The following is a 25189-nucleotide window of genomic DNA, read 5'->3' on the forward strand; positions in this document are numbered from 1 at the left end:
TGTTAAAAAAGTGAAGGTTGCTGGGGTTCTTCGGTCTCACCGGCTTTGTTTGCGCGTATTTTGCGCAGAAGACGCTGTCGGCAGAGGCGTAACACCTCCTGCTTTTGCGTGTCGCTAAAGTTTTGCCAGTTAAAACGCTCGTCGCGGGTACGCATGCACCCGCGGCAATATCCGCGTTCATCCACCTGACAAATCCCCCGGCACGGGCTCTGGATGGGGAAAAACTCCAGCTGCTCTGCCACACTCACCTCCGGATAACCACTCTCACCTACAGTGAAGACGCTAAACGCGCCACGTGCAAGGCCCATACCACAGATTTGTGGCATTAAGGTTTCACTAATCTTCCTTCTTTATACTCGGCCCATCATGACAATGACAGGTTTACCGATCGATGTGGTTAATCAAAAAGTTACAATGTAACGACATTAAATTTACTCTGGGCTGTGCACTCTTTTTTACGTTGATTAATGGGCTGTTTATCCAGCGCAGCTGGGCCATTATTGCCCCTGCGCACCTGCACGACATCCTCTTTGCCGCGTCCGTACCGCTGGTGCTGTTTTGCGGCTGGGTGATTGTCTTTAGCCTGCTGAATATCCCCTATATCCGTAAGCCGCTGCTGATCGTCTTAACGGTCGGATGCGCTGCGGCCACCTACTTTATGTACACCTACGGCGCGGTGATCGATCAGAACATGATTGTGAACGTGTTCGAAACCAACTCTCAGGAAGCGACAGCCCTGGTGACCCCGCAGATGATTCTGTGGATTGTTATCGCAGGCCTCGTTCCCTCCGTGGTGCTGGCGTTGACCCGTATTCGTACCTGGAAATGGTGGTATGCCCTGCTGACGCGCGTCGCCGCGATGCTCGGCGCCCTGCTGGTGATTATCCTGATTGCCGCCGTGTTTTATAAAGATTACGCCTCGCTGTTTCGCAACAACAAAAGCATCGTCAAAATGGTGACCCCGGCCAACTATGTCAGCGCCGTGGTGAAGTACAGCAAAATGCGCTGGTTTGCCGGCGATCAAACGCTGGTGCGGATTGGCGAAGATGCCCATAAAGGACCGTTGATTTCCGGCCAGCAAAAGAAAACCGTTCTGGTGCTGGTCGTTGGGGAAGCCTCTCGCGCGGCGAACTACTCCCTGAATGGTTACGATCGTGAAACGAACCCGGAGCTGAAAAAGCAGGATGTGATTAACTTCCCGCAGGCCTCCTCTTGCGGCACCGAAACCGCCGTTTCCGTTCCGTGCATGTTCTCGGGCATGACGCGCAGCAAATACGATGCCGACCTGGCTCACCATCAGGAAGGTCTGCTCGATGTGCTGAAGCATGCGGGGATCAACCTGCTCTGGCGCGACAACGACGGCGGCTGTAAAGGCGCCTGCGATCGCGTGCCGCATACCGATATGACGCAGTGGAATCTGGATCAGTTCTGCAAAGACAAATCCTGTATTGATGATGTGAATTTCTACCGTCTGGACAACGTGCTGGATGGTCTGAAGCAGGACACGGTGCTGGTTATCCACCTGATGGGGAGTCATGGACCGGCATACTATCGCCGTTACCCGGACAATTTCCGGAAATTCACCCCTACCTGCGACACCAATGAAATTCAGGATTGCGACCATCAGGCGCTGATGAATACCTATGACAACACCATCCTGTATACCGACAGCATGGTCAGCAAAACCATTGATGTCCTGAAAGCGCGCCAGGCAAGCATGAACACCGCCCTGATTTATCTCTCGGATCACGGTGAGTCACTGGGTGAAAGCGGCATTTATCTGCACGGTACGCCGTACATGCTGGCGCCGGAGCAGCAAACGCACATTCCGTTTATGTTCTGGCTGTCACCCGACTACGCGAAAAACTTTGGCATCAATGAACAGTGTTTACGCGACCACGCTGCAAAAAATGCGGTTTCCCAGGACAATTTGTTCTCGACCGTACTGGGTATGATGGACGTGAAATCAGACGTTTATCAACAGCAGCTGGATATTCTGAGCGCATGTCGGCAATAAACTCGCTTGCATTAGACCGAACGGTCTATTAGAGTGCGGCCATGAGCAGAAATACTGAACACGATACCCGCGAACATCTCCTGGCGACCGGCGAGCGTCTTTGCATGCATCGCGGGTTTACCGGTATGGGGTTGAGCGAGTTATTAAAAACCGCTGAGGTACCGAAGGGGTCGTTTTATCACTACTTCCGGTCCAAAGAAGCCTTTGGCGTGGCAATGCTGGAGCGTCATTACGCGGGCTACCACCAGCGTCTGGCGACCCACTTTGCGTCGGGTGAAGGAAACTATCGGGATCGTGTTCTGAACTACTATCAGGAAACGCTGAACCAGTTCTGTCAGCAGGGCATTATCAGCGGATGCCTGACGGTCAAGCTGTCTGCCGAGGTGTGCGATCTTTCCGAAGATATGCGCTCGGCGATGGATAAGGGTGCCCGCGGCGTGATCGCCCTGCTGGCACAGGCGCTGGAAAAAGGCCGCGACGAAAAAACGCTGGCCTTTACCGGCGACCCCTTAATGCAGTCTCAGGTGCTCTATTCCCTGTGGTTAGGGGCCAATCTGCAGGCAAAAATTTCGCGCAGTGCCTTGCCGCTCGAAAGCGCGCTGGCACATGTGAAAAACAGCATTACTGCGCCTGGCGTATAACGGGCGCTTTTTATTTACTTTATTACTAGTCGACTGGTCTACTCAGGAGTCTTTATGTCAGCTGAAAAACTGTTTACCCCATTGAAAGTGGGTGCCGTCACGGCGCCAAACCGCGTGTTCATGGCTCCGCTGACCCGTCTGCGCAGCATTGAGCCGGGTGACATCCCAACTCCGCTGATGGGCGAATACTACCGTCAACGCGCAAGCTCTGGCCTGATCATCACGGAAGCCACGCAGATCTCTGCTCAGGCGAAGGGTTACGCCGGTGCGCCGGGCCTCCATAGCCCGGAGCAGATCGCGGCATGGCAGAAAATCACCGCGGGCGTTCACGCTGAAGAGGGCCGCATTGCGGTTCAGCTGTGGCACACCGGTCGTATCTCTCACAGCAGCATCCAGCCTGGCGGTCAGGCACCGGTCTCCGCGTCGGCCCTGAGCGCCAATACCCGTACGTCCCTGCGCGATGAAAACGGTAACGCGATCCGCGTGGATACCTCTATGCCGCGCGCGCTGGAGCTGGACGAAATCCCGGGGATTGTTAACGACTTCCGACAGGCCGTGGCCAACGCCCGTGAAGCCGGCTTTGACCTGATTGAGCTGCACTCCGCGCATGGCTATCTGCTGCACCAGTTCCTGTCACCGTCGTCAAACCATCGCACCGATCAGTACGGCGGCAGCGTCGAAAACCGCGCCCGTCTGGTGCTGGAAGTGGTGGATGCGGTATGCAAGGAGTGGAGCCCGGACCGTATCGGGATCCGCGTCTCCCCAATTGGGTCTTTCCAGAACGTCGACAACGGCCCGAACGAGGAAGCGGACGCGCTTTATCTGATTGAAGAGCTGGCCAAGCGCGGTATTGCCTATCTGCACATGTCCGAGCCTGACTGGGCTGGCGGTAAGCCTTACACTGAAGCCTTCCGCCAGAAAGTGCGCGAGCGCTTCCACGGCGTGATCATCGGTGCAGGCGCCTATACCCCAGAGAAAGCCGAAGACCTGATCGGCAAAGGGCTGATTGATGCCGTCGCGTTTGGCCGCGACTACATCGCCAACCCGGATCTGGTTGCCCGTCTGCAGAAAAAAGCGGCGCTGAACCCGCAGCGTCCGGAAAGCTTCTACGGCGGCGGCGCGGAAGGCTACACCGACTACCCTTCTCTGTAATCTCGCCATTGTTCATTGATAGCGGCGACACTTCGCCGCTATACTAAAACATCGTTTCTGTTCAAAAAGCTTTTTTATTCCATTGGTTAATGAGGAAATTATGCGCCTACTTCACACCATGCTGCGCGTTGGCGACCTGCAACGTTCAATCGATTTCTACACTAACGTCCTGGGCATGAAGCTGCTGCGCACCAGCGAAAACCCGGAATACAAATACTCGCTGGCGTTCGTGGGTTACGGCCCGGAAACGGATGAAGCGGTGATCGAGCTGACCTACAACTGGGGCGTTGACAGCTATGAGCTGGGCACGGCCTACGGCCATATCGCGCTGGAAGTAGACAACGCGGCCGACGCGTGCGAACGCATTCGCAAAAATGGCGGTAACGTTACGCGCGAAGCGGGCCCGGTAAAAGGCGGCACCACCGTAATTGCGTTTGTGGAAGATCCGGACGGTTACAAAATCGAGCTGATTGAAGCCAAAGACGCCGGTCGCGGTCTGGGCAACTGATCCCTCAGGGCGCAACGTGCGCCCGTAGTTTTACTGCATCACCCCGCAAAATTTGCCATAATGCGCTCTGCTTTTTCCCCATGTAAGAGACCCTGATGTCCGATAACGCTCAATTTAGCGGTCTGTGCGACCGTTTTCGTGGTTTTTATCCCGTTGTCATTGATGTAGAAACAGCCGGATTTAACGCTAAAACCGATGCGCTGCTCGAAATTGCCGCCATCACGCTGAAGATGGATGAACAGGGCTGGCTTACACCGGACACCACGCTGCATTTCCACGTTGAACCTTTCGAAGGGGCAAACTTACAGCCGGAAGCGCTGGCGTTTAACGGTATCGATCCGCATAACCCGCTGCGCGGTGCCGTCAGTGAATATGATGCGCTGCACGCCATTTTTAAAATGGTGCGCAAAGGCATGAAGGAGAGCAACTGCAGCCGCGCCATTATGGTGGCTCATAACGCCACCTTCGATCACAGCTTTACCATGGCCGCCGCCGAGCGGGCCGCGCTCAAGCGCAACCCCTTCCACCCGTTTGTGACCTTCGATACCGCCGCGCTGAGCGGCCTGGCGCTGGGACAAACGGTGTTATCAAAGGCCTGTATTACGGCTGGCATTCCGTTCGATGGCACGCAGGCGCACTCCGCGCTGTATGACACGGAGCGTACCGCAGAGCTGTTCTGTGAGATCGTCAACCGCTGGAAGCGTCTGGGTGGCTGGCCGCTGCCGATGGATGATGAGGCCGAGCGCCAATCGTAGGTCGGGTAAGCGCAGCGCCACCCGACAAAAAAAAAGCGACCACATAGCAGGTCGCTTTTTTATTTTCGCAGAAAGTTACTCTGCGTCCGGCTCTTCCGTTTTGTACTTCGCCGCGGTTTCTTTGATCAGCTGCTGCAGTTCGCCGCGCTGATACATTTCAATCAGGATATCGCAGCCGCCAACCAGTTCACCGTCTACCCACAGCTGTGGGAAGGTCGGCCAGTTCGCGTACTTAGGCAGCTCAGCGCGGATGTCCGGGTTCTGCAGGATATCAACGTAAGCAAAACGCTCACCACAGGCAGACAGCGCCTGAACCGCTTGCGCGGAGAAGCCGCAGCTTGGCAGCTTTGGAGAACCTTTCATATACAGCAGAATCGGGTTTTCAGCGATCTGGCGCTGGATTTTTTCAATAGTGGTGCTCATGTCTTGCTTCCTTTAACTTCTGTTACGGCATTCGTCTGACATTGTAGCGGTTCAGACTGGCATCGGAAAATAACATTTTTGTCACGTATAGACATTCTACTCCGAGTGATGAAAAGTTGCATTGCAAATGGTGTTTACCCCTGCGTCAGTCAGGGTTTTGCTTAGGGAATGGGCAAATGTACGACAGAACGATGAATTTTTTTGCACTTGCTAACGAAACAGGATCGTAGATTGAAAAATGCTATTAACTTTCTGGCTTTTTATGGATTAGAATCGACGGGCTTTGTAAATCACACGCGGGTATTATTGATGACCTGCATTTATCAGGGGACTGCCCAGTGGCGCGGATAACTAAAATCTCGATCACGCTCTGTGCTTTACTGTTTACTTCACTCACCTTCACGCCAGTGGCAAACGCCTCTCAGCAGGCGCGGCATTCTGCTGTACAAAAAAACCATCTGGTGAAAGCCACAGAACGTAAGAAAAAAACCACCGCTAAGAACGACAAGAAAAAGACAACCACACAGACTAAAAAAACCGCTTCCAGCAAGACGAAAACCACCTCTTCCCGCACTGCCCACACCGCCAAAAGTAAAGCTTCGCAAACCGCCGCTAACCTCGTGACTGAAAAATGCATCGCGCGTAAAGGCCATAAGGCGAAATGCACCAAGGTCACAAAAATAGCGGAAGTGCATAAAGTGCGCGTCCAGAAAGCGCAAAAAACCGCAATGAACAAGCTGATGGGACAGATTGGCAAACCGTATCACTGGGGCGGGACTTCGCCACGTACCGGTTTTGACTGCAGCGGCCTCGTCTATTACGCCTATAAAGATCTGGTCAAGTTCCGCATTCCGCGTACCGCCAACGAGATGTACCACCTGCGCGATGCTTCCCCGGTCAACCGTGGAGAGTTGGAGAACGGCGATCTGGTCTTCTTCCGCACGCAGGGCCGCGGGACGGCTGACCACGTTGGCGTCTATGTCGGCAACGGAAAATTCATCCAGTCACCGCGTAGCGGCCAGGATATTCAGATCACCTCGCTCAGTGAAGACTACTGGGTGCGTCATTACGTCGGCGCGCGTCGCGTGATGACGCCGAAAACCATTCGCTAACCCCTACCCTGCCACACCCGTGGCAGGGTAAGTTCCTCTTTTGCATACCCTTTCAATTTGCTATCCTGTCCTTGTTGTCTGTGTGGTTATTGGCAACACAAAATACAATAAGGAGAGAAGCAATGTCGTTCGAATTACCTGCACTACCGTATGCAAAAGACGCCCTGGCCCCGCACATTTCTGCGGAAACCCTGGAATATCACTACGGCAAGCATCACCAGACGTACGTCACCAACCTGAACAACCTGATCAAGGGCACCGATTTTGAAGGCAAAACGCTGGAAGAGATCGTGCGCAGTTCTGAGGGTGGCGTATTCAACAACGCCGCTCAGGTGTGGAACCACACCTTCTACTGGCACTGCCTGGCGCCAAACGCCGGTGGCGAACCTGTCGGTGAACTGGCTACCGCCATCAACGCCGCCTTTGGCAGCTTCGCGGAATTCAAAGCGAAGTTCACCGATGCCGCCATCAAGAACTTCGGTTCAGGCTGGACGTGGCTGGTCAAAGAGGCGGATGGCAAACTGGCTATCGTGTCTACCTCTAACGCGGGCACCCCGCTGACCACCAGCGCGAAGCCGCTGATGACCGTGGACGTATGGGAACACGCTTACTACATTGATTACCGCAACGCGCGCCCTAACTACCTGGAGCACTTCTGGGCACTGGTTAACTGGGACTTTGTGGCGAAGAACTTCGCCGCGTAAGAGACACGCAGAAGGGCTCGCCCTTCTGCGTTTTTGGTTTATTCCGCAGCGCAGGCTGCTTCTGGCTGTTTACGACCCGACATCATCACCAGCAGCAGACCGAGCGCGGCAATAATCGCCCCCATCACCGGCACAAAACTGTACCCCAGCCCACCGGAAATCACGGCCCCACCGGCCGCCGCACCGAGCGCATTGCCCAGGTTAAAGGCGCCAATATTAACCGAGGATGAGAGGCCCGGCGCTTCATGCGCGACACGCATCACGCGCATCTGCAGCGGTGGCACCACCGCGAACGTTGCAGCCCCCCAGACGACCATTGCGATCGCGGCACCAAACTCGTTGCGCGCCAGCCACGGAATGGCGATCATGATAACAATCAGCAGGGTTAAGAAGCCCTTCAGCGTTCCGCTCACGGAACGGTCGGCAAATTTCCCGCCGAGATAGTTGCCAATCGAGAAGCCCACGCCAATCAGCACCAGCATCGCGGTCACAAAGAGAGGCGTTGCGTGGGTGATGTCATGCAGCACAGGTGAAATATAGGTGTAGAGGGTAAACATCGCCCCTGCCCCCAGCACGGTGGTCAGCAGCGCGGAGAGCACCTGCGGGCGCATCAGCACCGCCAGCTCCTTACGCACTTCCGGACGTTCTCCGGCACTGCCCTTTGGCAGGGAGAAGAACAAGGCCACCATCGCGACCACGCCCAGTCCGGCCGTCGCCAGGAAGGACATCCGCCAGCCAATGACCTCGCCCAGCCAGGTTGCCGCAGGAACGCCGCCGATGTTAGCGATGGTCAGGCCCATAAACATGGTGGCTACGGCGCTGGCCTGCTTGTGTTTCGGCACCACGCTTGCCGCCACAACCGACCCCAGCCCAAAGAACGCGCCGTGGTTAAGGCTGGTCAGAATACGCGACAGCATCAACGTGGTGTAGTCCGGCGAAATGGCCGAAAGCACGTTGCCGAGGGTGAAAATCGCCATCAGGAAAATCAGCGCATTGCGGCGCGCGCGGTGTGAAAGAAGAAGCGTCATCAGCGGCGCCCCCACCATCACACCAATGGCGTAGGCGCTGATTAACATGCCGGCCGCAGGGATCGAGACGTCCACGCCGCGGGCGATAACGGGCAGTAACCCCATCGGGGAAAATTCAGTGGTGCCAATCCCAAAAGCGCCAATCGCCAGGGCCAGCAGGGGAAAATTGATTTTCATGCGTCAACTCCGGATGCCGTGTCATGTGGTGACACAGAACAAAGAAGCGGAAAGCATGACATCAATCACAAAAAATGAGAAGTTAACAAAATGGCAAAAGATTTTTGCCTTAGGAGTAACAATCGGGGGGAGCGGGAGGGAGAAGGCTCTCCCTCCGCGTAAATCAGTGCAGCGCGGCCGTCAGACCCGCCGCGACAATCAGAGCCAGCACAACCACGGTGGTGAACAGCGAAAACTTCAGATCGGAACTCATCAATTTTTCTCCTTTTAATCCCCCCACGAAAAGTGAGCCTGCTCATTTTTGCATAATTTACGTCAAAAATCTTCCTGGATTTAGGCTGATAAACACTTTACCTCTTCCCCTTTTCATCAAGATAGGACAAAATTCCACGCTAAATTTATTAGCGTACCGGCCATTGACCCCCTCCTGACGTCCCGTGTCGTTTTCCCGGCGTGCCGCAATTCAAGATTGCGTGATAAGGGTGAGAGAAGGCAAACGTTTACCTTCAAGTTTTTCAGGAGTTTAGGATATGGTCTGGAGTGACATTTAATGGCAACAATTAAAGACGTAGCAAAACGCGCAAACGTTTCCACTACAACCGTATCACATGTAATTAACAAAACCCGCTTTGTGGCGGAAGAGACGCGCAACGCCGTCTGGGCTGCGATCAAAGAGCTGCACTATTCGCCAAGTGCGGTTGCGCGCAGCCTCAAGGTTAATCACACCAAATCCATTGGATTGCTGGCGACCAGCAGTGAAGCGGCCTATTTTGCCGAGATCATTGAAGCGGTAGAGAAGAACTGCTTCCAGAAAGGCTATACCCTGATTCTGGGCAACGCGTGGAACAGCATAGAAAAACAGCGCGCCTACCTGTCGATGATGGCGCAAAAGCGCGTCGATGGCCTGCTGGTCATGTGTTCCGAGTACCCGGAATCCGTGCTGTCGATGCTGGAAGAGTATCGCCATATCCCCATGGTGGTCATGGACTGGGGTGAAGCGCGCGCGGACTTCACCGACTCCGTTATCGACAACGCCTTCGAAGGCGGTTACATGGCGGGTCGTTACCTGATCGAACGCGGTCACCGCGAGATTGGCGTGATCCCCGGTCCGCTGGAGCGTAACACCGGCGCGGGCCGTCTGGCCGGTTTTATGAAAGCGATGGAAGAAGCGCTGATCACCGTGCCGGAAAACTGGATCGTGCAGGGCGACTTTGAGCCGGAATCAGGCTACCGCGCGATGCAGCAGATCGTTTCCCAGCAGCACCGCCCGACCGCCGTTTTCTGCGGCGGTGACATCATGGCCATGGGCGCGCTCTGCGCCGCCGATGAGCTGGGTCTGCGCGTACCGCAGGATATTTCCGTGATCGGGTATGACAACGTGCGTAACGCGCGCTTCTTCACCCCGGCGCTGACAACCATTCACCAGCCAAAAGATTCGCTGGGCGAAACGGCCTTCAATATGCTGTTGGACAGGATCGTCAACAAACGCGAAGAGTCGCAGTCCATAGAAGTTCACCCGCGCCTGATTGAACGCCGTTCCGTTGCGGACGGTCCGTTCCGCGACTACCGTCGTTAATCCCTTGACGGGGCCAGCTACGCTGGCTCCCGTAACCATTCCCGGTTTAGGGTTTCGCTGTCTCCCAGATAATCCAGCAGCCAGGCCATGGCGGGCGAGACATCATTTTGTTGCCAGGTCAGGCAGCAGGCCGCGTCCGGGAACGGATTCTCCAGCGTCAGTTCAACCCATTCTCCGGTATCGATGCGTGGACGCGCAAAATGAGCGGGCACCATCGCGACGCACAGCCCGGCGCTGAGGCACGTCGCCGATGATTCCCAATCAGGAGCCACCACCCGCCGCTGGTTATCCAGAAGCCAGGTGATACGCTTGGGCAATGAACGGGACGTATCCTCCAGCACCAGCGAGGGCCAGTTACGCAGCGTATCGTCGCTCAGCGGACCTTCCATCGCTGCCAGAGGATGATCGCTGGCCACCACGCATTTCCAGCTCAGCATACCCATGTCGCGAAAGGCGTAACGTCCCCCGACCGGGATCGCCTGCGTCGCGCCAATCGCCATCTCCGCCCTGCCGTCCGCCAGCGCATCCCAGACGCCGTTGAACACCTCCTGCGAGACCCGTAGCTCGACGTCAGAGAAATGACGATAGAAATCCACGATCATTTGTCGGGTGCGTTCCGGCTTCACGATGTTATCTACCGCGATGGCGAGATGCCCCCGCCAGCCGTTGGCGATCTGCTGACACTGTTCGCGGGTGATCTGCATTTTTTTGATAACAGAACGCCCTTCTTTCAAAAACCATGCTCCGGCGGGCGTTAATTCCACGTCGCGATGCCGCCGTTCAAACAGCGGAACCGCCAGCCACTCCTCAAGCTGACGCACCGTGTAGCTGATGGCCGAAGGGACGCGGTGCAGCTCCTGCGCTGCACCGCTAAAGCTGCCGTTACGCGCAACAGCATCGACCACTTCAAGAGAATAATCTGACCACATTTTCTGCCTGCAAAAAATTTGAATGCACCCGCCAAATATTAGCGTTTCACAAGCCGCTTTGCACTCCCTACACTCTGCGCCAACGTACACCTGCCTCCTCAGGAGAATAAAAGAATGCAACCCAGGAAAGGATTTTTAGTCTGGCTCGGCGGCTTAAGCGTGCTGGGCTTTTTGGCCACCGACATGTACCTGCCCGCGTTTGCCGCGATGCAGGAAGACCTGCAAACCCCTGCCGCGGCCATCAGCGCCAGCCTGAGCCTGTTCCTTGCCGGTTTTGCTTTCGCGCAGCTGCTCTGGGGACCGCTCTCGGATCGCTTCGGCCGTAAACCGGTGCTGCTGCTGGGTCTGGCCATTTTTGCCGTGGGCTGCCTGGGGATGCTGTGGGTGCGCGATGCTACCTTGCTGCTGGTGCTGCGCTTCGTTCAGGCCGTGGGCGTCTGTGCTGCGGCGGTGACCTGGCAGGCGCTGGTGACCGACTACTACCCGGCTAACCGCACAAACCGTATTTTCGCCACCATTATGCCGCTGGTGGGCCTCTCCCCTGCCCTGGCTCCGCTGCTGGGCAGCTGGATCCTCGCGCACTTTGACTGGCAGGCCATTTTTGCCACGCTGTTTGCCATCACGCTGGTGCTGATGCTGCCGGCGTTTGCCCTTAAACCCGCGCATAAAAAAGAGGCGCATGCCGACGCGACGCCGATTACCTTCACCTCCCTGCTGAGCGCCAAGGCGTATCGCGGGAATGTCCTGATTTATGCCGCCTGTTCGGCCAGCTTCTTCGCGTGGCTCACCGGCTCGCCGTTTATTCTGCACGATATGGGCTACAGCCCGGCGGCCATCGGTCTGAGCTATGTTCCGCAGACCATCGCGTTCCTGGTGGGCGGGTACGGCTGCCGCGCGGCGCTGCAAAAATGGGAAGGTCAGCAGATGCTGCCATGGCTGCTGGTGCTCTATGCGCTGAGCGTCATCGGTACCTGGGCCGTCGGGTTTATTCCGGGCGCGGGCCTGGCTGAAATTTTGATTCCCTTCTGCGTGATGGCCGTGGCGAACGGGGCGATTTACCCGATCGTGGTGGCACAGGCGTTACGTCCGTTCCCGCAGGCGACAGGCCGCGCCGCCGCGCTGCAAAATACCCTGCAGCTGGGTCTGTGCTTCCTCGCAAGTCTGGTGGTCTCGGCGCTGATTGCCACGCCGCTGTTGACCACCACCAGCGTGATGCTGTTCACCGTAGCGCTGGCGGTATTGGGTTTTCGCATGCAGGCGTCCGCGCAGCGCGAGCAGGATAACGGCGCGCAGGTGGAAACTTCGCATGCCTGATTGCGCCAGAAATCATGTTACATTTCAGTGATTAGGTTGCTAACAATTTTCTATTGAATCACCAAATTTTGAGGCCTATACTAAATTTGGTTCGATTAAATACGATAAATATTAAGTGTTAACGGGAGCCGGAGTGCTCCCGTTTTACCATGGAAGGCATTTCGGCAAGGGTTATCTCCCTTCCTCTGTTCTACGTCGGATACTAGCCTCGCGGTATTTACCGTGAGATTTCTCACAAACCAAAAAAAGCGTCTACGCTGTTTGAAGGTTCTGATCACATCAGGGTGATGGAGAAGCTATGAGTTCATCGTGTATAGAAGAAGTCAGCGTTCCGGACGACAACTGGTCCCGGATCGTCAGTGAACTGTTAGGTCGAGCAGGCATCACTATCAACGGATCTTCGCCATCCGATCCCCAGGTAAAACATCCCGACTTTTTTAAACGCGTGTTGCGGGAAGGATCGTTAGGCCTGGGAGAAAGTTATATGGACGGCTGGTGGGAGTGCGAACGTCTGGATATCTTTTTTGCCAGCGTGTTGCGCGCCGGTCTGGAAAATCAACTCCCCCGCAATCTGAAAGACACCCTGCGTGTCGCCTCTGCCCGACTGTTTAACTTGCAAAGTAAAAAACGCGCCTGGATCGTCGGCAAAGAACATTACGATCTCGGCAACGACCTGTTCAGCCGCATGCTGGACCCTTTCATGCAATACTCCTGCGCCTACTGGAAAGACGCGTCGACGCTTGAGGAAGCACAGCAGGCCAAGCTGCGCCTGATCAGCGAGAAGCTGCAGCTACAGCCCGGCATGCGCGTGCTGGATATCGGCTGCGGCTGGGGCGGGCTGGCGTATTTTATGGCGAAGCACTACGGCGTCAGCGTGGTCGGCGTGACGATCTCAGCGGAACAGCAAAAAATGGCGCGGGAGCGCTGTCAGGGTCTTGACGTGGATATCCGGCTGCAGGACTACCGTGACCTGAACGAGCAGTTCGACCGGATCGTTTCCGTCGGCATGTTCGAGCACGTGGGGCCAAAAAACTACGACACCTACTTTGAGGTGGTGGATCGTAATTTGAAACCGGACGGCCTCTTCCTGCTGCACACCATCGGCTCTAAGCGGACCGACAACAACGTTGACCCGTGGATCAATAAATACATCTTTCCGAATGGTTGTTTACCGTCCGTTCGCCAGATTGCCAACGCCAGTGAATCCCATTTCGTGATGGAAGACTGGCATAACTTTGGCGCGGACTACGACACCACCTTAATGGCGTGGCATGAACGTTTCCAGAAAGCCTGGCCCGAGATTGCGGACAACTATTCAGAACGATTTAAACGGATGTTTAGCTATTATCTGAATGCCTGCGCGGGGGCGTTTCGCGCACGGGATATTCAGCTCTGGCAGGTGGTATTCAGCCGGGGGATTGAACACGGGCTGCGTGTCGCACGCTAAAAAAATAACCCCGGATAGCCGGGGTTATTTTTTATTCTTCTTCTGCGGTCTTTATTATTGCGGCTTCTTTTGCTGCCAGCAAGCGCTCCACCGTATCAACCACCGCCTGGGTTTGCGGATCGATTTCGATATTCACGCGATGCCCCAATTTTTTCGCGCCCAGCGTGGTGCGCTGCAGCGTTTCAGGAATTAAATGCACGCAAAAACGCGTTGGCGTCACCTCTCCCACCGTCAGGCTAATCCCGTCAATGCCAATAAATCCTTTATAGAGGATGTATTTCATTAATGACGGGTCCTGCATTTTAAACCAGATTTGACGGTTATTTTCCGAGGTCACGATTTTCGCCACTTCGGCAGTGGTCATGATGTGCCCGGACATCAAATGGCCGCCAATCTCATCGCTGAACTTCGCCGCGCGCTCAACGTTGACGGTATCGCCTACCACCAGCTCGCCCAGGTTAGTGATCCGCAGCGTCTCTTTCATTAAATCAAAGCTAATCTGGTTGCCGTTAATTTCGGTCACGGTCAGGCAGCAGCCGTTATGGGCAATCGAGGCGCCGGTTTCGATGCCCTCAAGCATATATTCCGGCAGCTCAACAACATGAGTACGGAAATTAGGTTTTTCATCAATGGACACCACTTTGGCAGTGCCCTGCACAATACCAGTAAACATGCTTACAACTCCTGTTTTTTCCGAACGGTGATGACACCGTTTAATCCCTCCACAATAACAGTTGGAAAAACAGGTTGCCAGCGGAGCGCATTTTCTGGCGATTTTTTCACTAGATAAATAGCTAAAGCCCGCTACAATAGCTGGCACCCCCCTGCATTTTCTTCTTGCTGCCCGTTTCGGCGGCTTTTTTAGTCTCTCATATAACTACAAAATAAAGGTGTTCACGTGCAGAAGTACATGAATGAAGCGCGCCAGTTATTGGCACTGGCTATACCCGTGATCGTCGCGCAGGTGGCCCAGACCGCAATGGGATTTGTGGATACGGTAATGGCAGGTGGCTACAGCGCCACCGACATGGCGGCCGTTGCTATCGGCACGTCAATCTGGCTTCCGGCCATCCTGTTCGGCCACGGTCTGCTGCTCGCGCTCACGCCTGTTATCGCTCAGCTCAATGGCTCGGGGCGCCGCGAGCGCATTGCCCATCAGGTCCGCCAGGGTTTCTGGCTGGCCGGGTTTGTCTCTGTGCTGATCATGGTCGTGCTCTGGAACGCGGGCCATATCATTCGCGCTATGCATAACATTGACCCGGCCCTGGCGGACAAAGCCGTGGGCTATCTGCGCGCCCTGCTCTGGGGGGCGCCTGGATATCTCTTCTTCCAGGTGGCGCGTAACCAGTGTGAAGGGCTGGCGAAAACCAAGCCCGGCATGGTGATGGGCTTTATCGGGTTGCTGGTCAACATTCCCGTTAACTATGTTTTTATTTACGGTCATTTCGGGATGCCGGAGCTGGGCGGCGTCGGCTGCGGCGTGGCGACGGCCGCCGTTTACTGGGTCATGTTCTTCTCAATGCTGACCTTCGTGAAGCGCGCCCGCTCCATGCGCGATATTCGTAACGAGAACAGATTCAGCACGCCGGACTGGAACATCATGACGCGCCTGGTGCAGTTAGGGTTGCCGATTGCCCTTGCGCTGTTCTTTGAGGTGACCCTGTTTGCCGTGGTCGCCCTGCTGGTCTCCCCGCTGGGCATTGTGAACGTCGCCGGGCATCAGATTGCGCTCAACTTCAGCTCCCTGATGTTTGTCCTGCCGATGTCGCTGGCCGCAGCAGTGACGATTCGCGTGGGCTTCCGCCTGGGGCAAGGCTCGACGCTCGATGCGCAAACCGCCGCGCGCACCGGACTGGGCGTCGGCGTCTGCATGGCCATTTGCACGGCGCTTTTTACCGTGGCGCTGCGCGAGCAGATTGCCCTGCTCTACAACGACAATCCGGAAGTCGTCGCGCTGGCCTCGCACCTGATGCTGCTGGCCGCGATTTACCAGATTTCGGACTCCATCCAGGTGATTGGCAGCGGGGTGCTGCGCGGCTATAAAGACACGCGTTCCATTTTCTTTATCACCTTCATCGCCTACTGGGTGCTGGGTCTGCCGTGTGGGTATATTCTGGCCCTGACCGACCTGGTGGTTGACCGCATGGGACCGGCGGGGTTCTGGATGGGCTTTATCATCGGCCTGACGTCGGCGGCAATTATGATGATGTTGCGCATGCGCTTCCTGCAGCGCCAGCCATCAACGATCATTTTGCAACGCGCTGCACGTTAAATACGCAGTAGCCGCCGCCCGGCGGCTACTTTCTCTTCACTTTGCGCGGTAATACAGCAATCGCGTGAAATCAGAGAGAAAATTGCATTTTCCCTCTTGCCACCTCGGTGCTGTGCCGCTAATATTCGTCCCCGTTGTCACCGACAACACGTTGCGTTCATAGCTCAGTTGGTTAGAGCACCACCTTGACATGGTGGGGGTCGTTGGTTCGAGTCCAATTGAACGCACCATTCTGCGTCCGTAGCTCAGTTGGTTAGAGCACCACCTTGACATGGTGGGGGTCGGTGGTTCGAGTCCACTCGGACGCACCATTTCAGTCCTGAAATGGTGCAAATTCTCCTCAGTTACCCTGAATTTTCTTAATCCCTTATTTTCATCATTATTCTCCTGCTACGCTTTTCCTATGGAAAAAAACACAGGAAGCGTGTTGATGAAGAAGATCGCGATTATCGGCTCCGGCCCCACGGGAATTTACACCTTTTATCATCTGCTTAATAACAATACCCCACTCTCCGTTTCCGTCTTTGAACAGGCCGATGAAGCTGGCGTGGGCATGCCCTATAACGATGACGATAATTCCCGGCTGATGCTGGCGAACATTGCGAGCATTGAAATCCCGCCCATTTTTATGACCTACCTCGACTGGCTTAAGGAGCAAAGCGACGACCATCTGGCGCGCTTTAAAGTTGATAAAGCCAGCCTGCACGATCGGCAGTTCCTGCCCAGGCTCCTGTTGGGAGAGTATTTTCGCGACAGCTTTCGTTCAATCGTAAAAGAGGCGAAAAAGCTGGGGTTCCAGGTTGAGGTCCATGAATCTGCGAAGGTCACCGACATCATCCCTTCGACAACCGGCGTGACGATTTCGGTCAATGACCGCACATTAGCGGATAAATTCGACCTGGCGGTTATTGCCACCGGCCACGTCTGGCCAGAGGAGGATGAAGCCACGCGCACGTTCTTCCCAAGCCCGTGGTCCGGCCTGATGGACGCCCGCATTCCCCCTTGCCGCGTGGGCATTATGGGCACCTCATTGAGTGGCCTGGACGCGGCTATGGCGGTGGTGATGCAGCACGGCGAGTTTCGTGACGGTAAATTCATCCTCGACAGCGGCAGCGAAGGGTTACACATTACGCTGATGTCCCGGACGGGCATTCTGCCGGAAGCCGATTTTTACTGCCCCATCCCTTATGAACCGCTGTCGGTATTGACCGAATTCGTAGTGGAAAGCGAGATAGCCAAAGGACCGGATGGCCTGCTTGACCGAGTCTTTGCCCTGATAGCGAAAGAGCTTGAACTCGCCGACCCGGCGTGGTGCGAGAAAATGTCTCTGCATACGCTGAATGCGGACACCATTCGTGAGGCCTGGTTTGAGGATCGTAAGCGCCACGGGCCCTTTACCTGGGCGGAAGAGAATCTCAACGAGGTTGAACGCAATAAACGCGAACGGCGCACCGTGGCCTGGCGCTATACCGTCCTTCGACTGCATGAGGTGGTTCAGGAGATTGTGCCCCACCTCAACGAAGAGGACAGAGAGCGCTTTAAGCAGGGCCTCGCCCGCGTGTTTATCGACAACTATGCCGCCATCCCGCCGCAGTCTATCCGCAGGCTGCTTGCGCTTCGCGAGGCCGGCATCATTAGCGTGGCGGCGCTCGGTGATGATTACACGCTTGATGCCGGCAGCGATCGGACAGTCATCACCACACAAGAGACCGTTTATCGTTTCGACGTCTTTATTGATGCGCGCGGGCAAAAGCCGCTTAAAACAAACGATCTGCCTTTCCCATCGCTGCGCGGACAGCTTGAGGAGACGGGCGATGAGATCCCCGACATCGGCGAGGATTATACGTTAAAAGCGCCAGAAACGGTTCGTGGGCGCATCGCCTTCGGCGCTATACCGTGGCTGATGCACGATCGTCCCTTCGTTCAGGGGCTGGCAGAGTGTGCGGAGATTGCAGAAGCGATGGCGAAGGCGGCTGAAAAACCGGCCTCAGGTATACGGCGTCGGTTACCGTACGTGGAGAACTGACAGGGCTTCCATGCCCTGCAACGCGAGATTATTCGAAGAACACTTCCGGGTTTTCCGACAGCGAGACGAAGGTTTTCGTCGCTTTATCCAGGGCGAGAATTTTGCCGCTTTCAATGTCGTATACCCAGCCGTGCAGGCGAAGCGAGTTATTACGCAGGCCCACCGCGACGGACGGGTGGGTCTTGATGTTGCTGAGCTGCGCAAAGACGTTTTCCTGCACCATCGCATTCACTTTATCGATCGGCTTATCCCAGCTTTTTTTCTCTACCACGGCTTTTGCCGCGTCGGAATAGCGCAGCCAGTGCGATACAGCAGGCATCGGCTCCAGGTTCGCGTTATCGGCAATCGCCTTCATCGCGCCGCAGTTGGAGTGGCCGCAGATCACGATGTCGGTCACGCCCAGCGCCACTACCGCGTACTCGATAGTGGCAGAGACGCCGCCTGGCTCCGGCCCGAACGGTGGAACAATGTTGCCAGCATTACGAATAACAAAGAGTTGTCCCGGCTCTTGCTGGGTGACCAGTTCAGGGACCAGACGGCTGTCGGAGCAGGAGATAAACAGCGCTTTGGGATTCTGGCTGGACGCTAAACTGCGGAAGAGTTCTTTACGTTGCGGGAAAATCTCTTTTTGAAAGCTGAGAAAACCTTCAATGATATGTTGCATAGCAATTTCTCTTTTATCTGTTTTCGTTTAGGCATGATCGAGATCACACTCGCAAAGTTTACCCACCGTGCTTCACTTGAGACAAGCAATATATTTCTGGCCCGACCGCTGCACGATATCATCGGCGTTTGCCGGAATGTTCTGCCCTTCGAACGCGCCGTAAAGACGGGCGAACGATTTTCCCGCCAGGCGCCGGGTAACGTCCTCAACCGTACGGGCAGGCAGCGGAAGCATATTCGGGTAGCTCCACATGAACGACACGGCCTCTTTCCCTGGGGTCACCTGCAAAATATCTCCCGCCAGTAAAACGCCCTCGCCCTCCTGCCAGTGCAGTACCGTTCCGCCCGCAAAATGCCCGCCGAGACGCAGCAGCGTAACCGACGGTACTATCTCCAGCGCATCGCCATCCCAGAAATGAATCGCCGGGCTGTCGCGCATCACCCATTCGCTATCGCTCACGTGCAGATAGACCGGCGCGTCGAAAGCCGCGGCCCACTCCTGCATCGTGGTGTAATAGTGCGGATGCGAAATCGCAATCGCGCGAAGGCCGCCGAGTGCGGCGATGAGCGTTTGGGTTGCAGGATCAAGGTTGGCGATGCAGTCCCAGAGAATGTTACCGTGGGGGGTACGCAGGAGGAGTGCCCGCTGGTTAATGGCAAAAGCGGGTACTGTCTTGATACTGAATAACTGCGGCTCCAGCTGCTGCCATTTGTTGGCGTGTGTCGCCGTTACCGTCGCGTACTCGATCCACGCCTGGCCGCTGGCCGGAACATACTGACGTTCATCCTCGCAAATGGCACATCTCTCCGGCGTTCCCTCATAAGAAGTACCGCAGGTTCTACAGAGTGTAATCATGAGCGCTCCTCAGTGATAAAGCACTGAGTATGGCAGGGATTATCCTTATGTGCTGCGAGGTACATTGCTGGCGTTTTTTACCCTATACTGTGCCAGTATCAAAAACCGAACAGAGCAGGTGCAACATGGAAATTGATCTCGATAACTTAGTTTTTAACGGTCTGGATGAAGCGGAAGAGCGTAACGCAGAACGTCTGGACGATGCGGATAAAAAAGCGCAGGCGATTATTGCCGACGACGACTGCGGCGACGCCTGCAAGATCTGATAAAAAAGCACCGGAAAACCGGTGCTTTTTTCATTGCGGGGAAGATTACAGCTCAGGCGTCTTTTTAAACCCCGTTAGCATCAGAACCAGGCTTTCTGATGAAGACGCCGGTTCGAACTGGTAATGATTCCCCTGGCGGTCACCGCCGATATACCACGAGATTTCGGTTTTTCCTTCCGCCAGCGCCTTGCGCACGGCTTTGTCCACGTTCACCATCCGGTATTCACGAGAATGGTTCAGATAGAGCACTGCGTCGGAGCGATAGTTACAGGCCGGACGCGAGGCCCATCTTACGGTAGCAGGATCCCAGTCATTGCTGGCCGGATAGAAGAAGATCTGATCGGCACCGTTAGTTTCCACTTTGCCGCCATAAATCCGCACGCGGTATGTAAACTGCGAAGGATCCTGCCCGGCAGGCAGAGGGGGAATGTGGAACTTCACCAGCGACAGCGTTTCGCTGTTTTTCGTGCGTCCCCCGTTCTGCCAGTTATCCTGCACCAGTAAAACCTGCGGTTCGGGCTGGGAGAGGTCTGGCTCCAGGCTGCTGAGCCAGACGTTGGCCTTCGCTCTGGAATAACCATACGGGACGGTGGTGCCACAATCTAACCCGCGGTTCATGCACAGGTCAGTCATAAAGCGCGCGGCGTCTTCCGTCCAGCCGTTCATAAAATCTGCATGCGCCGTATACAGGCTACCCCACCGCTCTTCTCGCTCATCGCCGTGCATGATGGGGTCCATGGAGAGCTGCACTTTGCTGGTATCAAGCGAGCTAATCGTCGGGAGTACGTAAGCAATGTTCATGTTCACGGTGGGAATTTTCACCGGGAAGGTGGACGGGCACTGCCCCTTGACGTCGTAGGTGGCGTTAATCAGACCATGGGCAGGCTTCAGGTTCACTCCATCCCAGCAGTTAGGAAACTGAATGCCGATATTAAACTGCACGGCATCGTTCGCCTTGCGCAAGCCGCAGACCTCACCGGTTTTGGTGGTGTAACCCTTGCCGTTGGCACATAAAAAGGTGATATGTGGATTCGGCGCACTACCGTGATGGTCGCCCGCCAGCAGCGACAGCCCCGCCGGGAAAGGGTGTAGCGGCCAGGCGTCCACGTTCGATGCCTGATAATAGGTTTTTTGATACGCCGGTTTGACGACCGTGCCGTCAGGCAGGCGAAGCGAAGGTGCCCAGTAGGCAGAGCTGTCGGCTTTGTTATCGCAGGTGGTCTTTTCATCCCGGCGCAGGGATTCACGGCTGGAGTCAGCATCCGTTTGCAGGTTGCCGAAGAAGTCGTGCAGCATGGCCTCGTTGGGCATGCCGTACATCATAATGGCGTCATCGCCAAGGGTATGGGAATAGCCGCAAACGACATGCGCCTGCGGTGCGGCGTGTGCCGCATGAATTGTGAAAAGTAGCGCAGGGACAGAAAGCGCGCGTGTTAACGTGGTCCGTTTCATCATTTTCTCCATGACTGAAAGGACACATTGGTAACAAAAGCGGGCTAATTAACCGAATGATTCAGAGCGTACTTTTCCGTCTTTTGAGGCTTTACAGACGTCACGCACACCTCATTCCAGTACGTTTCGCGCGTGCGGCGCAGTTCAGCGTGGCGTTTTATCATGGAACCACTCCGGGTCAATGTTGGCAACGTCTACGCCATACAGGCTGGCGACAGGCAGTATCGACTCAAGAACACGTTGCGCGCTGTTCTCCGCATTCGCTGGCCGGGTCGCAAAAAACCGCCGTAACGTGCTGATCCATTTTTTCATCGTCTTACCCTCTCTCGCCGTATCTGCCTTCAGTTAAGCACCCCAATCCCGTGCAGGGGAAATACCAAAATCCACTGTCGATGTGCAGGATCTGCAAATAGCGCCCCGTCCTTTTCACGCTTCATTAACACCTTGTTCACTAATGCTTTTTTGCTCATAGCAAAGAACGATTTCTTATTTGGCGATAGCTTTCCCTTATGGGAGCGTAACGGGGTAAAACAAAAACAACGGGATGGCGTATGACTATGGCAGCAAAAATGAAAGGGTTTAAAAAACGGACGCTGGTTCTGGGCGTAGTGGCAGCCTGGGGCCTGTTTTCAGCGCAGGCGCAGGCCGATCAGCTGGCGGATATCAAGGCAGCAGGGGTGGTGAAAGTCGCCACGTTTGATGCCAACCCGCCGTTTGGCTCGATTGATGCCAAAACGCATGAGATCGTGGGTTACGACGTGGACTTCGCCAAAGCGCTGGCAACATCGCTCGGCGTGAAGCTTGAACTGGTTGCCACCAATCCGGCCAACCGCATTCCGCTGCTGCAGTCCGGCAAAGCCGACCTGATCGTGGCGGATATTACTATCACCCCAGAACGCGCACAGGTCATTGATTTCTCGACGCCTTACTTCGTCACTGGCCAGCAGTTCCTCGTTCCGGCGAAATCCCCGGATAAGCTCGATGACTACAGCCGGGCGCGCATTGGCGCGGTCAAAGGCACGACGGGCGAGCAGGCGCTGCACCAGCGCTTCCCGCAGTCCCGCGTCCTCTCTTATGACGATATTCCGCTGGCGCTGACCGCGCTGCGCAACGGCAACGTACAGGCCATCACTCAGGACAGCACCATTCTGGCCGGTCTGCTGGCGCAGGCGCCGGATAAAGCCAACTTCAAAATCCTGCCCGACCTGCTGAGCAAAGAAGAGATTGGCGTCGGGGTGAAAAAAGGTGAAACGGCGCTGCTGAAAGCCGTCAACGATGAGCTGGTCAATCTCGAGAAGACCGGTCAGGCGGCAAAAATCTACGACGTCTGGTTTGGTCCAGGCACCCCAGCCCCACAGCCTCGCGCCTTTAAAATAGAAGCTAAGTAATATGCTCTCAGGTTTATTTTCACACTCCGCGGCCGGTGCCGCGGATTTTTCACATCTGGAACAGGCCAGCGTCGAGTTTCGTCATGTGGACAAACGCTACGGTGACCATCAGGTTTTAAACGACATTAACCTCACCATCACGCCCGGTGAAGTGGTTGCCATCCTCGGCCCGTCGGGTTCCGGTAAATCCACCCTGATTCGTCTTATCAACCAGCTTGAACCCCTGAGCGGCGGAGAGATCCTGGTCGACAACAAGCCTACCGGCAGGCTCTCCGGTAGCGGGCTGCGCCAGCTGCGAAGCCGCGTGGGGTTTGTGTTTCAGCAGTTCAATCTTTATGCCCACCTCACCGCCAGCCAGAACATCACCCTGGCGCTTGAGCACGTCCACGGCTGGAAGCCGCTGCCCGCTCAGGAGCGCGCGCTGGCCCTGCTGGAGAAAGTCGGGATGCTGGAAAAAGCCCACCATTACCCGGCTGAGCTTTCCGGTGGACAGCAGCAGCGGGTGGCGATTGCCCGCGCCCTGGCCTCGTCACCGCAAATCATTCTCTTTGACGAGCCGACGTCGGCACTCGATCCCGAGATGATTGGTGAGGTGCTGTTTGTGATGAAAGCCCTCGCCCACAGCGGGATCACGATGATCGTGGTGACCCACGAGATGCAGTTTGCCCGGGAAATCGCCGACCGGATTGTCTTTATCGACGGCGGGCACATTCTGGAAACCGCGCCGCCGGCACAGTTTTTCAGCCAACCAGCGCATCCGCGCGCGCAGCGGTTCCTGCAAAAGGTGCTGGACCCGCTGCATCAGGAGCATCTGTAATGCCCGCGCTCGACTGGCAGGGAGTACTGACCGGACAGCCTCTGCAGTGGATACTTTCCGGATTTCTTACCACCCTGTGGGTGACGCTGGCGGGGATCGCGCTGGCCAGCCTGCTCGCACTGCTCTTTATGCTCCTGCGCCTGTCCGGTGGACGCGTCGGGAAAGCGATCGTCAGCGGCTGGGTATCGCTGTTTCGCAATACGCCGCTGCTGGTGCAGCTGCTGTTCTGGTATTTTGCCGCCTGGAACGGGCTGCCGCAGGCGTTTCGCGACGCAGTCAACGCCGATCACAGCTGGTCCATTCTGCCCGGCGACGTCTGGTGGTTTACGCCCGAATTTTTATGTTCTGCCTGGGGGCTGGGCGTATTTACCTCGGCGTTTTTAATCGAAGAAGTGGAAGCCGGGTTGCGTTCTGTGCCAGCCGGGCAACGGGAGGCGGCGCTCGCCCAGGGATTCTCAGCATGGCGATTGTTTCGCTACATTCTGCTGCCGCAGGGGCTGGCTAACGCCTGGCAGCCCGTCGTGGGTCAGTATCTCAACCTGATGAAGCTCTCCTCGCTCGCCAGCGGGATTGGCTTCGCCGAGCTCACCTACCAGGTCAGGCAGATCGAAAGCTATAACGCGCACGCGCTGGAGGCATTTACCCTCGGTACCGCACTCTATCTCCTGACCGGTCTGGTCATGGGAATGGTGCTGGTTCGCCTTGGGCCGCAGGCGAAACGTAAACGTCCGATCGTCGCTACCGCAGGGAGTGAAAAACATGATTGCCGGACTTAATGTCATCACCGATAACCTCGATTATCTGCTGTGGGGACGCGCGGCAGCCGGTGAACCGGGGGGCGTGTTGCTCTCGCTGATGATGGCGACTGGAGCAGCCGTTATCGCCCTGCCCGCGGGGATTGCGCTCGCGTGCCTGGCCTGGCGCTTTACCGGGCTCGTGCGCAAAGCCCTCTTTTTATGGGCAGAGCTGATTCGCGGGATCCCGCTCATCTTCGTGATTTTCTGGATGTGGTATCTCCTGCCGCTCATGACCGGGGGCGATCTGCCGGGAGCGCTGACCGTCACGCTGGCGCTGGCCTGGTTTACGGCGGCCACCGTAATGCACTCGGTCCTGGCCGGGCTGAGCGCGCTGCCGACCGGGCAGTTCGAAGCCGCGCTGTCACAGGGATTCAGCACGCAGCAAACCCTGTGGCGCGTGCTGCTGCCGCAGGCGCTGGGGAATATTCTGCCGTCGCTGGTGGGGATTTTTATCAGCCTGCTGAAGGATACGTCGCTGGCGTTTATCGTGAACGTCCCGGAGCTGACCACGGTGGCGGGACAGGTCAACAACCGGGTGCAAATCTACCCGGCGGCCATTTTTATCTTTACGGGCGTGGTCTATTACCTGCTCTGCTGCTCGCTTGAGCAGCTTGCGAAGCGCTGGCGCCTTATCCGGCCAGCGCTTTAACCACCGTTTCCATCGCTTCGGTTGTCAATGCACTGCGTTTCACGCGCTGGTTCGCCAGCGCGGTACGCAGAACACCGGCAATGACAATATGCTTTGGCTCCTGCCCTAAATCACGCATCTCAAGCACCACCTTTCCGACCACCCGGCACATCTCCTGGTACAGCGCTTCATCTTTGGTCACGTTACCCATCGTCATCACTCCATTGCCTGTTAAACGTTG

General features: G+C 56.1%; 28 protein-coding genes and 2 tRNA genes. 19 read left to right on the forward strand and 11 right to left on the reverse strand.

The window, feature by feature from the left end; all coding sequences use genetic code 11:
* Positions 1-2 precede the first annotated feature (2 nt).
* Positions 3-242, reverse strand: coding sequence for a DUF1289 domain-containing protein (locus FHC48_RS10440; protein WP_008500587.1), 240 nt, complete (start codon positions 240-242; stop codon positions 3-5).
* A 149-nt stretch (positions 243-391) separates the two neighbouring features.
* Here FHC48_RS10440 and eptA point away from each other — a divergent pair, with 149 nt between their 5' ends.
* The 5 genes from eptA to rnt all read left to right on the forward strand — a co-directional run bounded on the left by eptA (position 392) and on the right by rnt (position 5073).
* Positions 392-2017: a phosphoethanolamine transferase EptA gene (eptA, locus tag FHC48_RS10445; protein ID WP_059363768.1), complete on the forward strand. Its 1626-nt coding sequence runs from the start codon at positions 392-394 to the stop codon at positions 2015-2017.
* A 41-nt stretch (positions 2018-2058) separates the two neighbouring features.
* A complete protein-coding gene (locus FHC48_RS10450; protein WP_021241130.1) occupies positions 2059-2658 on the forward strand; it encodes a TetR/AcrR family transcriptional regulator in 600 nt (199 codons plus the stop codon).
* Positions 2659-2712: 54 nt separating this feature from the next.
* Positions 2713-3810 (forward strand): alkene reductase, encoded by a 1098-nt coding sequence (locus FHC48_RS10455; protein ID WP_008500590.1) that lies wholly within the window; start codon positions 2713-2715, stop codon positions 3808-3810.
* A 100-nt stretch (positions 3811-3910) separates the two neighbouring features.
* On the forward strand, positions 3911-4318 hold the full coding sequence (gloA, locus tag FHC48_RS10460; RefSeq protein ID WP_008500591.1) for a lactoylglutathione lyase: 408 nt from the start codon (positions 3911-3913) through the stop codon (positions 4316-4318).
* A gap of 95 nt (positions 4319-4413) precedes the next feature.
* Positions 4414-5073, forward strand: coding sequence for a ribonuclease T (rnt, locus tag FHC48_RS10465; RefSeq protein ID WP_008500592.1), 660 nt, complete (start codon positions 4414-4416; stop codon positions 5071-5073).
* Between the two features lie 75 nt (positions 5074-5148).
* On the opposite strand, the gene grxD is transcribed toward rnt, so the two are convergent.
* Positions 5149-5496: a monothiol glutaredoxin 4 gene (grxD, locus tag FHC48_RS10470; protein ID WP_003832760.1), complete on the reverse strand. Its 348-nt coding sequence runs from the start codon at positions 5494-5496 to the stop codon at positions 5149-5151.
* A gap of 338 nt (positions 5497-5834) precedes the next feature.
* On the opposite strand from grxD, the gene FHC48_RS10475 reads away from it, so the two are divergent.
* Both FHC48_RS10475 and sodB read left to right on the forward strand, forming a co-directional pair.
* Positions 5835-6608 carry a C40 family peptidase gene (locus tag FHC48_RS10475; protein ID WP_023343969.1) on the forward strand — a complete coding sequence of 258 codons (774 nt, stop codon included), beginning with the start codon at positions 5835-5837 and terminating at the stop codon, positions 6606-6608.
* A 122-nt stretch (positions 6609-6730) separates the two neighbouring features.
* On the forward strand, positions 6731-7312 hold the full coding sequence (gene sodB / locus FHC48_RS10480; RefSeq protein WP_023292633.1) for a superoxide dismutase [Fe]: 582 nt from the start codon (positions 6731-6733) through the stop codon (positions 7310-7312).
* A gap of 38 nt (positions 7313-7350) precedes the next feature.
* Here sodB and FHC48_RS10485 read toward each other — a convergent pair whose 3' ends face one another.
* Both FHC48_RS10485 and FHC48_RS10490 read right to left on the reverse strand, forming a co-directional pair.
* Positions 7351-8517 carry an MFS transporter gene (locus FHC48_RS10485; RefSeq protein WP_021241126.1) on the reverse strand — a complete coding sequence of 389 codons (1167 nt, stop codon included), beginning with the start codon at positions 8515-8517 and terminating at the stop codon, positions 7351-7353.
* Positions 8518-8680: 163 nt separating this feature from the next.
* Positions 8681-8770, reverse strand: a complete 90-nt coding sequence (locus FHC48_RS10490; RefSeq protein ID WP_008500596.1) for a YnhF family membrane protein — start codon at positions 8768-8770, stop codon at positions 8681-8683.
* A 297-nt stretch (positions 8771-9067) separates the two neighbouring features.
* On the opposite strand from FHC48_RS10490, the gene purR reads away from it, so the two are divergent.
* Positions 9068-10093, forward strand: coding sequence for an HTH-type transcriptional repressor PurR (gene purR, locus FHC48_RS10495; RefSeq protein ID WP_014883552.1), 1026 nt, complete (start codon positions 9068-9070; stop codon positions 10091-10093).
* A 17-nt stretch (positions 10094-10110) separates the two neighbouring features.
* On the opposite strand, the gene punR is transcribed toward purR, so the two are convergent.
* Positions 10111-11022: a DNA-binding transcriptional activator PunR gene (gene punR / locus FHC48_RS10500; RefSeq protein WP_008500598.1), complete on the reverse strand. Its 912-nt coding sequence runs from the start codon at positions 11020-11022 to the stop codon at positions 10111-10113.
* Positions 11023-11136: 114 nt separating this feature from the next.
* On the opposite strand from punR, the gene punC reads away from it, so the two are divergent.
* Together punC and cfa are read left to right on the forward strand one after the other, a co-directional pair.
* Positions 11137-12336 carry a purine nucleoside transporter PunC gene (gene punC, locus FHC48_RS10505; RefSeq protein ID WP_059365201.1) on the forward strand — a complete coding sequence of 400 codons (1200 nt, stop codon included), beginning with the start codon at positions 11137-11139 and terminating at the stop codon, positions 12334-12336.
* Positions 12337-12634: 298 nt separating this feature from the next.
* Positions 12635-13783 carry a cyclopropane fatty acyl phospholipid synthase gene (cfa, locus tag FHC48_RS10510; protein ID WP_008500601.1) on the forward strand — a complete coding sequence of 383 codons (1149 nt, stop codon included), beginning with the start codon at positions 12635-12637 and terminating at the stop codon, positions 13781-13783.
* Between the two features lie 31 nt (positions 13784-13814).
* Here the strand turns inward: cfa and FHC48_RS10515 are convergent, their stop codons facing one another.
* Positions 13815-14456 (reverse strand): riboflavin synthase, encoded by a 642-nt coding sequence (locus FHC48_RS10515; protein ID WP_059365202.1) that lies wholly within the window; start codon positions 14454-14456, stop codon positions 13815-13817.
* A 225-nt stretch (positions 14457-14681) separates the two neighbouring features.
* Here FHC48_RS10515 and mdtK point away from each other — a divergent pair, with 225 nt between their 5' ends.
* The 4 genes from mdtK (at position 14682) to FHC48_RS10535 (ending at position 18081) form a co-directional block, all read left to right on the forward strand.
* Positions 14682-16055, forward strand: coding sequence for an MdtK family multidrug efflux MATE transporter (gene mdtK / locus FHC48_RS10520; RefSeq protein ID WP_021241123.1), 1374 nt, complete (start codon positions 14682-14684; stop codon positions 16053-16055).
* Between the two features lie 153 nt (positions 16056-16208).
* Positions 16209-16285, forward strand: a tRNA-Val gene (locus FHC48_RS10525).
* Between the two features lie 4 nt (positions 16286-16289).
* A tRNA-Val gene (locus FHC48_RS10530) sits at positions 16290-16366 on the forward strand.
* A gap of 119 nt (positions 16367-16485) precedes the next feature.
* Positions 16486-18081, forward strand: a complete 1596-nt coding sequence (locus FHC48_RS10535; RefSeq protein ID WP_045353766.1) for an FAD-NAD(P)-binding protein — start codon at positions 16486-16488, stop codon at positions 18079-18081.
* A 28-nt stretch (positions 18082-18109) separates the two neighbouring features.
* Here the strand turns inward: FHC48_RS10535 and FHC48_RS10540 are convergent, their stop codons facing one another.
* Positions 18110-18745, reverse strand: coding sequence for a carbonic anhydrase (locus FHC48_RS10540; RefSeq protein WP_023292639.1), 636 nt, complete (start codon positions 18743-18745; stop codon positions 18110-18112).
* A 72-nt stretch (positions 18746-18817) separates the two neighbouring features.
* Positions 18818-19600 carry an MBL fold metallo-hydrolase gene (locus FHC48_RS10545; protein ID WP_032674620.1) on the reverse strand — a complete coding sequence of 261 codons (783 nt, stop codon included), beginning with the start codon at positions 19598-19600 and terminating at the stop codon, positions 18818-18820.
* A gap of 125 nt (positions 19601-19725) precedes the next feature.
* On the opposite strand from FHC48_RS10545, the gene FHC48_RS10550 reads away from it, so the two are divergent.
* A complete protein-coding gene (locus tag FHC48_RS10550) occupies positions 19726-19866 on the forward strand; it encodes a hypothetical protein (protein ID WP_008500607.1) in 141 nt (46 codons plus the stop codon).
* 45 nt (positions 19867-19911) lie between these two features.
* On the opposite strand, the gene FHC48_RS10555 is transcribed toward FHC48_RS10550, so the two are convergent.
* Together FHC48_RS10555 and FHC48_RS10560 are read right to left on the reverse strand one after the other, a co-directional pair.
* Positions 19912-21318, reverse strand: coding sequence for a DUF1996 domain-containing protein (locus FHC48_RS10555; protein ID WP_059365203.1), 1407 nt, complete (start codon positions 21316-21318; stop codon positions 19912-19914).
* 144 nt (positions 21319-21462) lie between these two features.
* A complete protein-coding gene (locus FHC48_RS10560; RefSeq protein ID WP_008500610.1) occupies positions 21463-21630 on the reverse strand; it encodes a hypothetical protein in 168 nt (55 codons plus the stop codon).
* Positions 21631-21875: 245 nt separating this feature from the next.
* On the opposite strand from FHC48_RS10560, the gene FHC48_RS10565 reads away from it, so the two are divergent.
* The 4 genes from FHC48_RS10565 to FHC48_RS10580 are packed head-to-tail and all read left to right on the forward strand — an operon-like array spanning position 21876 to position 24969.
* Positions 21876-22706: an ABC transporter substrate-binding protein gene (locus FHC48_RS10565; RefSeq protein WP_072253951.1), complete on the forward strand. Its 831-nt coding sequence runs from the start codon at positions 21876-21878 to the stop codon at positions 22704-22706.
* Between the two features lies 1 nt (position 22707).
* The gene (locus tag FHC48_RS10570) at positions 22708-23523 is read left to right on the forward strand and encodes an amino acid ABC transporter ATP-binding protein (protein ID WP_021241118.1); all 816 of its coding nucleotides are present in this window, start codon (positions 22708-22710) and stop codon (positions 23521-23523) included.
* Positions 23523-24299, forward strand: coding sequence for an amino acid ABC transporter permease (locus tag FHC48_RS10575; protein WP_059365204.1), 777 nt, complete (start codon positions 23523-23525; stop codon positions 24297-24299). Before FHC48_RS10570 ends, FHC48_RS10575 begins: the two co-directional genes overlap by 1 nt.
* Positions 24283-24969, forward strand: a complete 687-nt coding sequence (locus tag FHC48_RS10580) for an amino acid ABC transporter permease (RefSeq protein ID WP_025911612.1) — start codon at positions 24283-24285, stop codon at positions 24967-24969. Before FHC48_RS10575 ends, FHC48_RS10580 begins: the two co-directional genes overlap by 17 nt.
* Here FHC48_RS10580 and fumD read toward each other — a convergent pair.
* Positions 24950-25159: a fumarate hydratase FumD gene (gene fumD, locus FHC48_RS10585; RefSeq protein WP_023343959.1), complete on the reverse strand. Its 210-nt coding sequence runs from the start codon at positions 25157-25159 to the stop codon at positions 24950-24952. The genes FHC48_RS10580 and fumD overlap by 20 nt on opposite strands.
* Positions 25160-25189 lie beyond the last annotated feature (30 nt).

It is taken from the genome of Enterobacter sp. EC_50, from assembly GCF_019584525.1.
Lineage (GTDB): Bacteria > Pseudomonadota > Gammaproteobacteria > Enterobacterales > Enterobacteriaceae > Enterobacter > Enterobacter roggenkampii.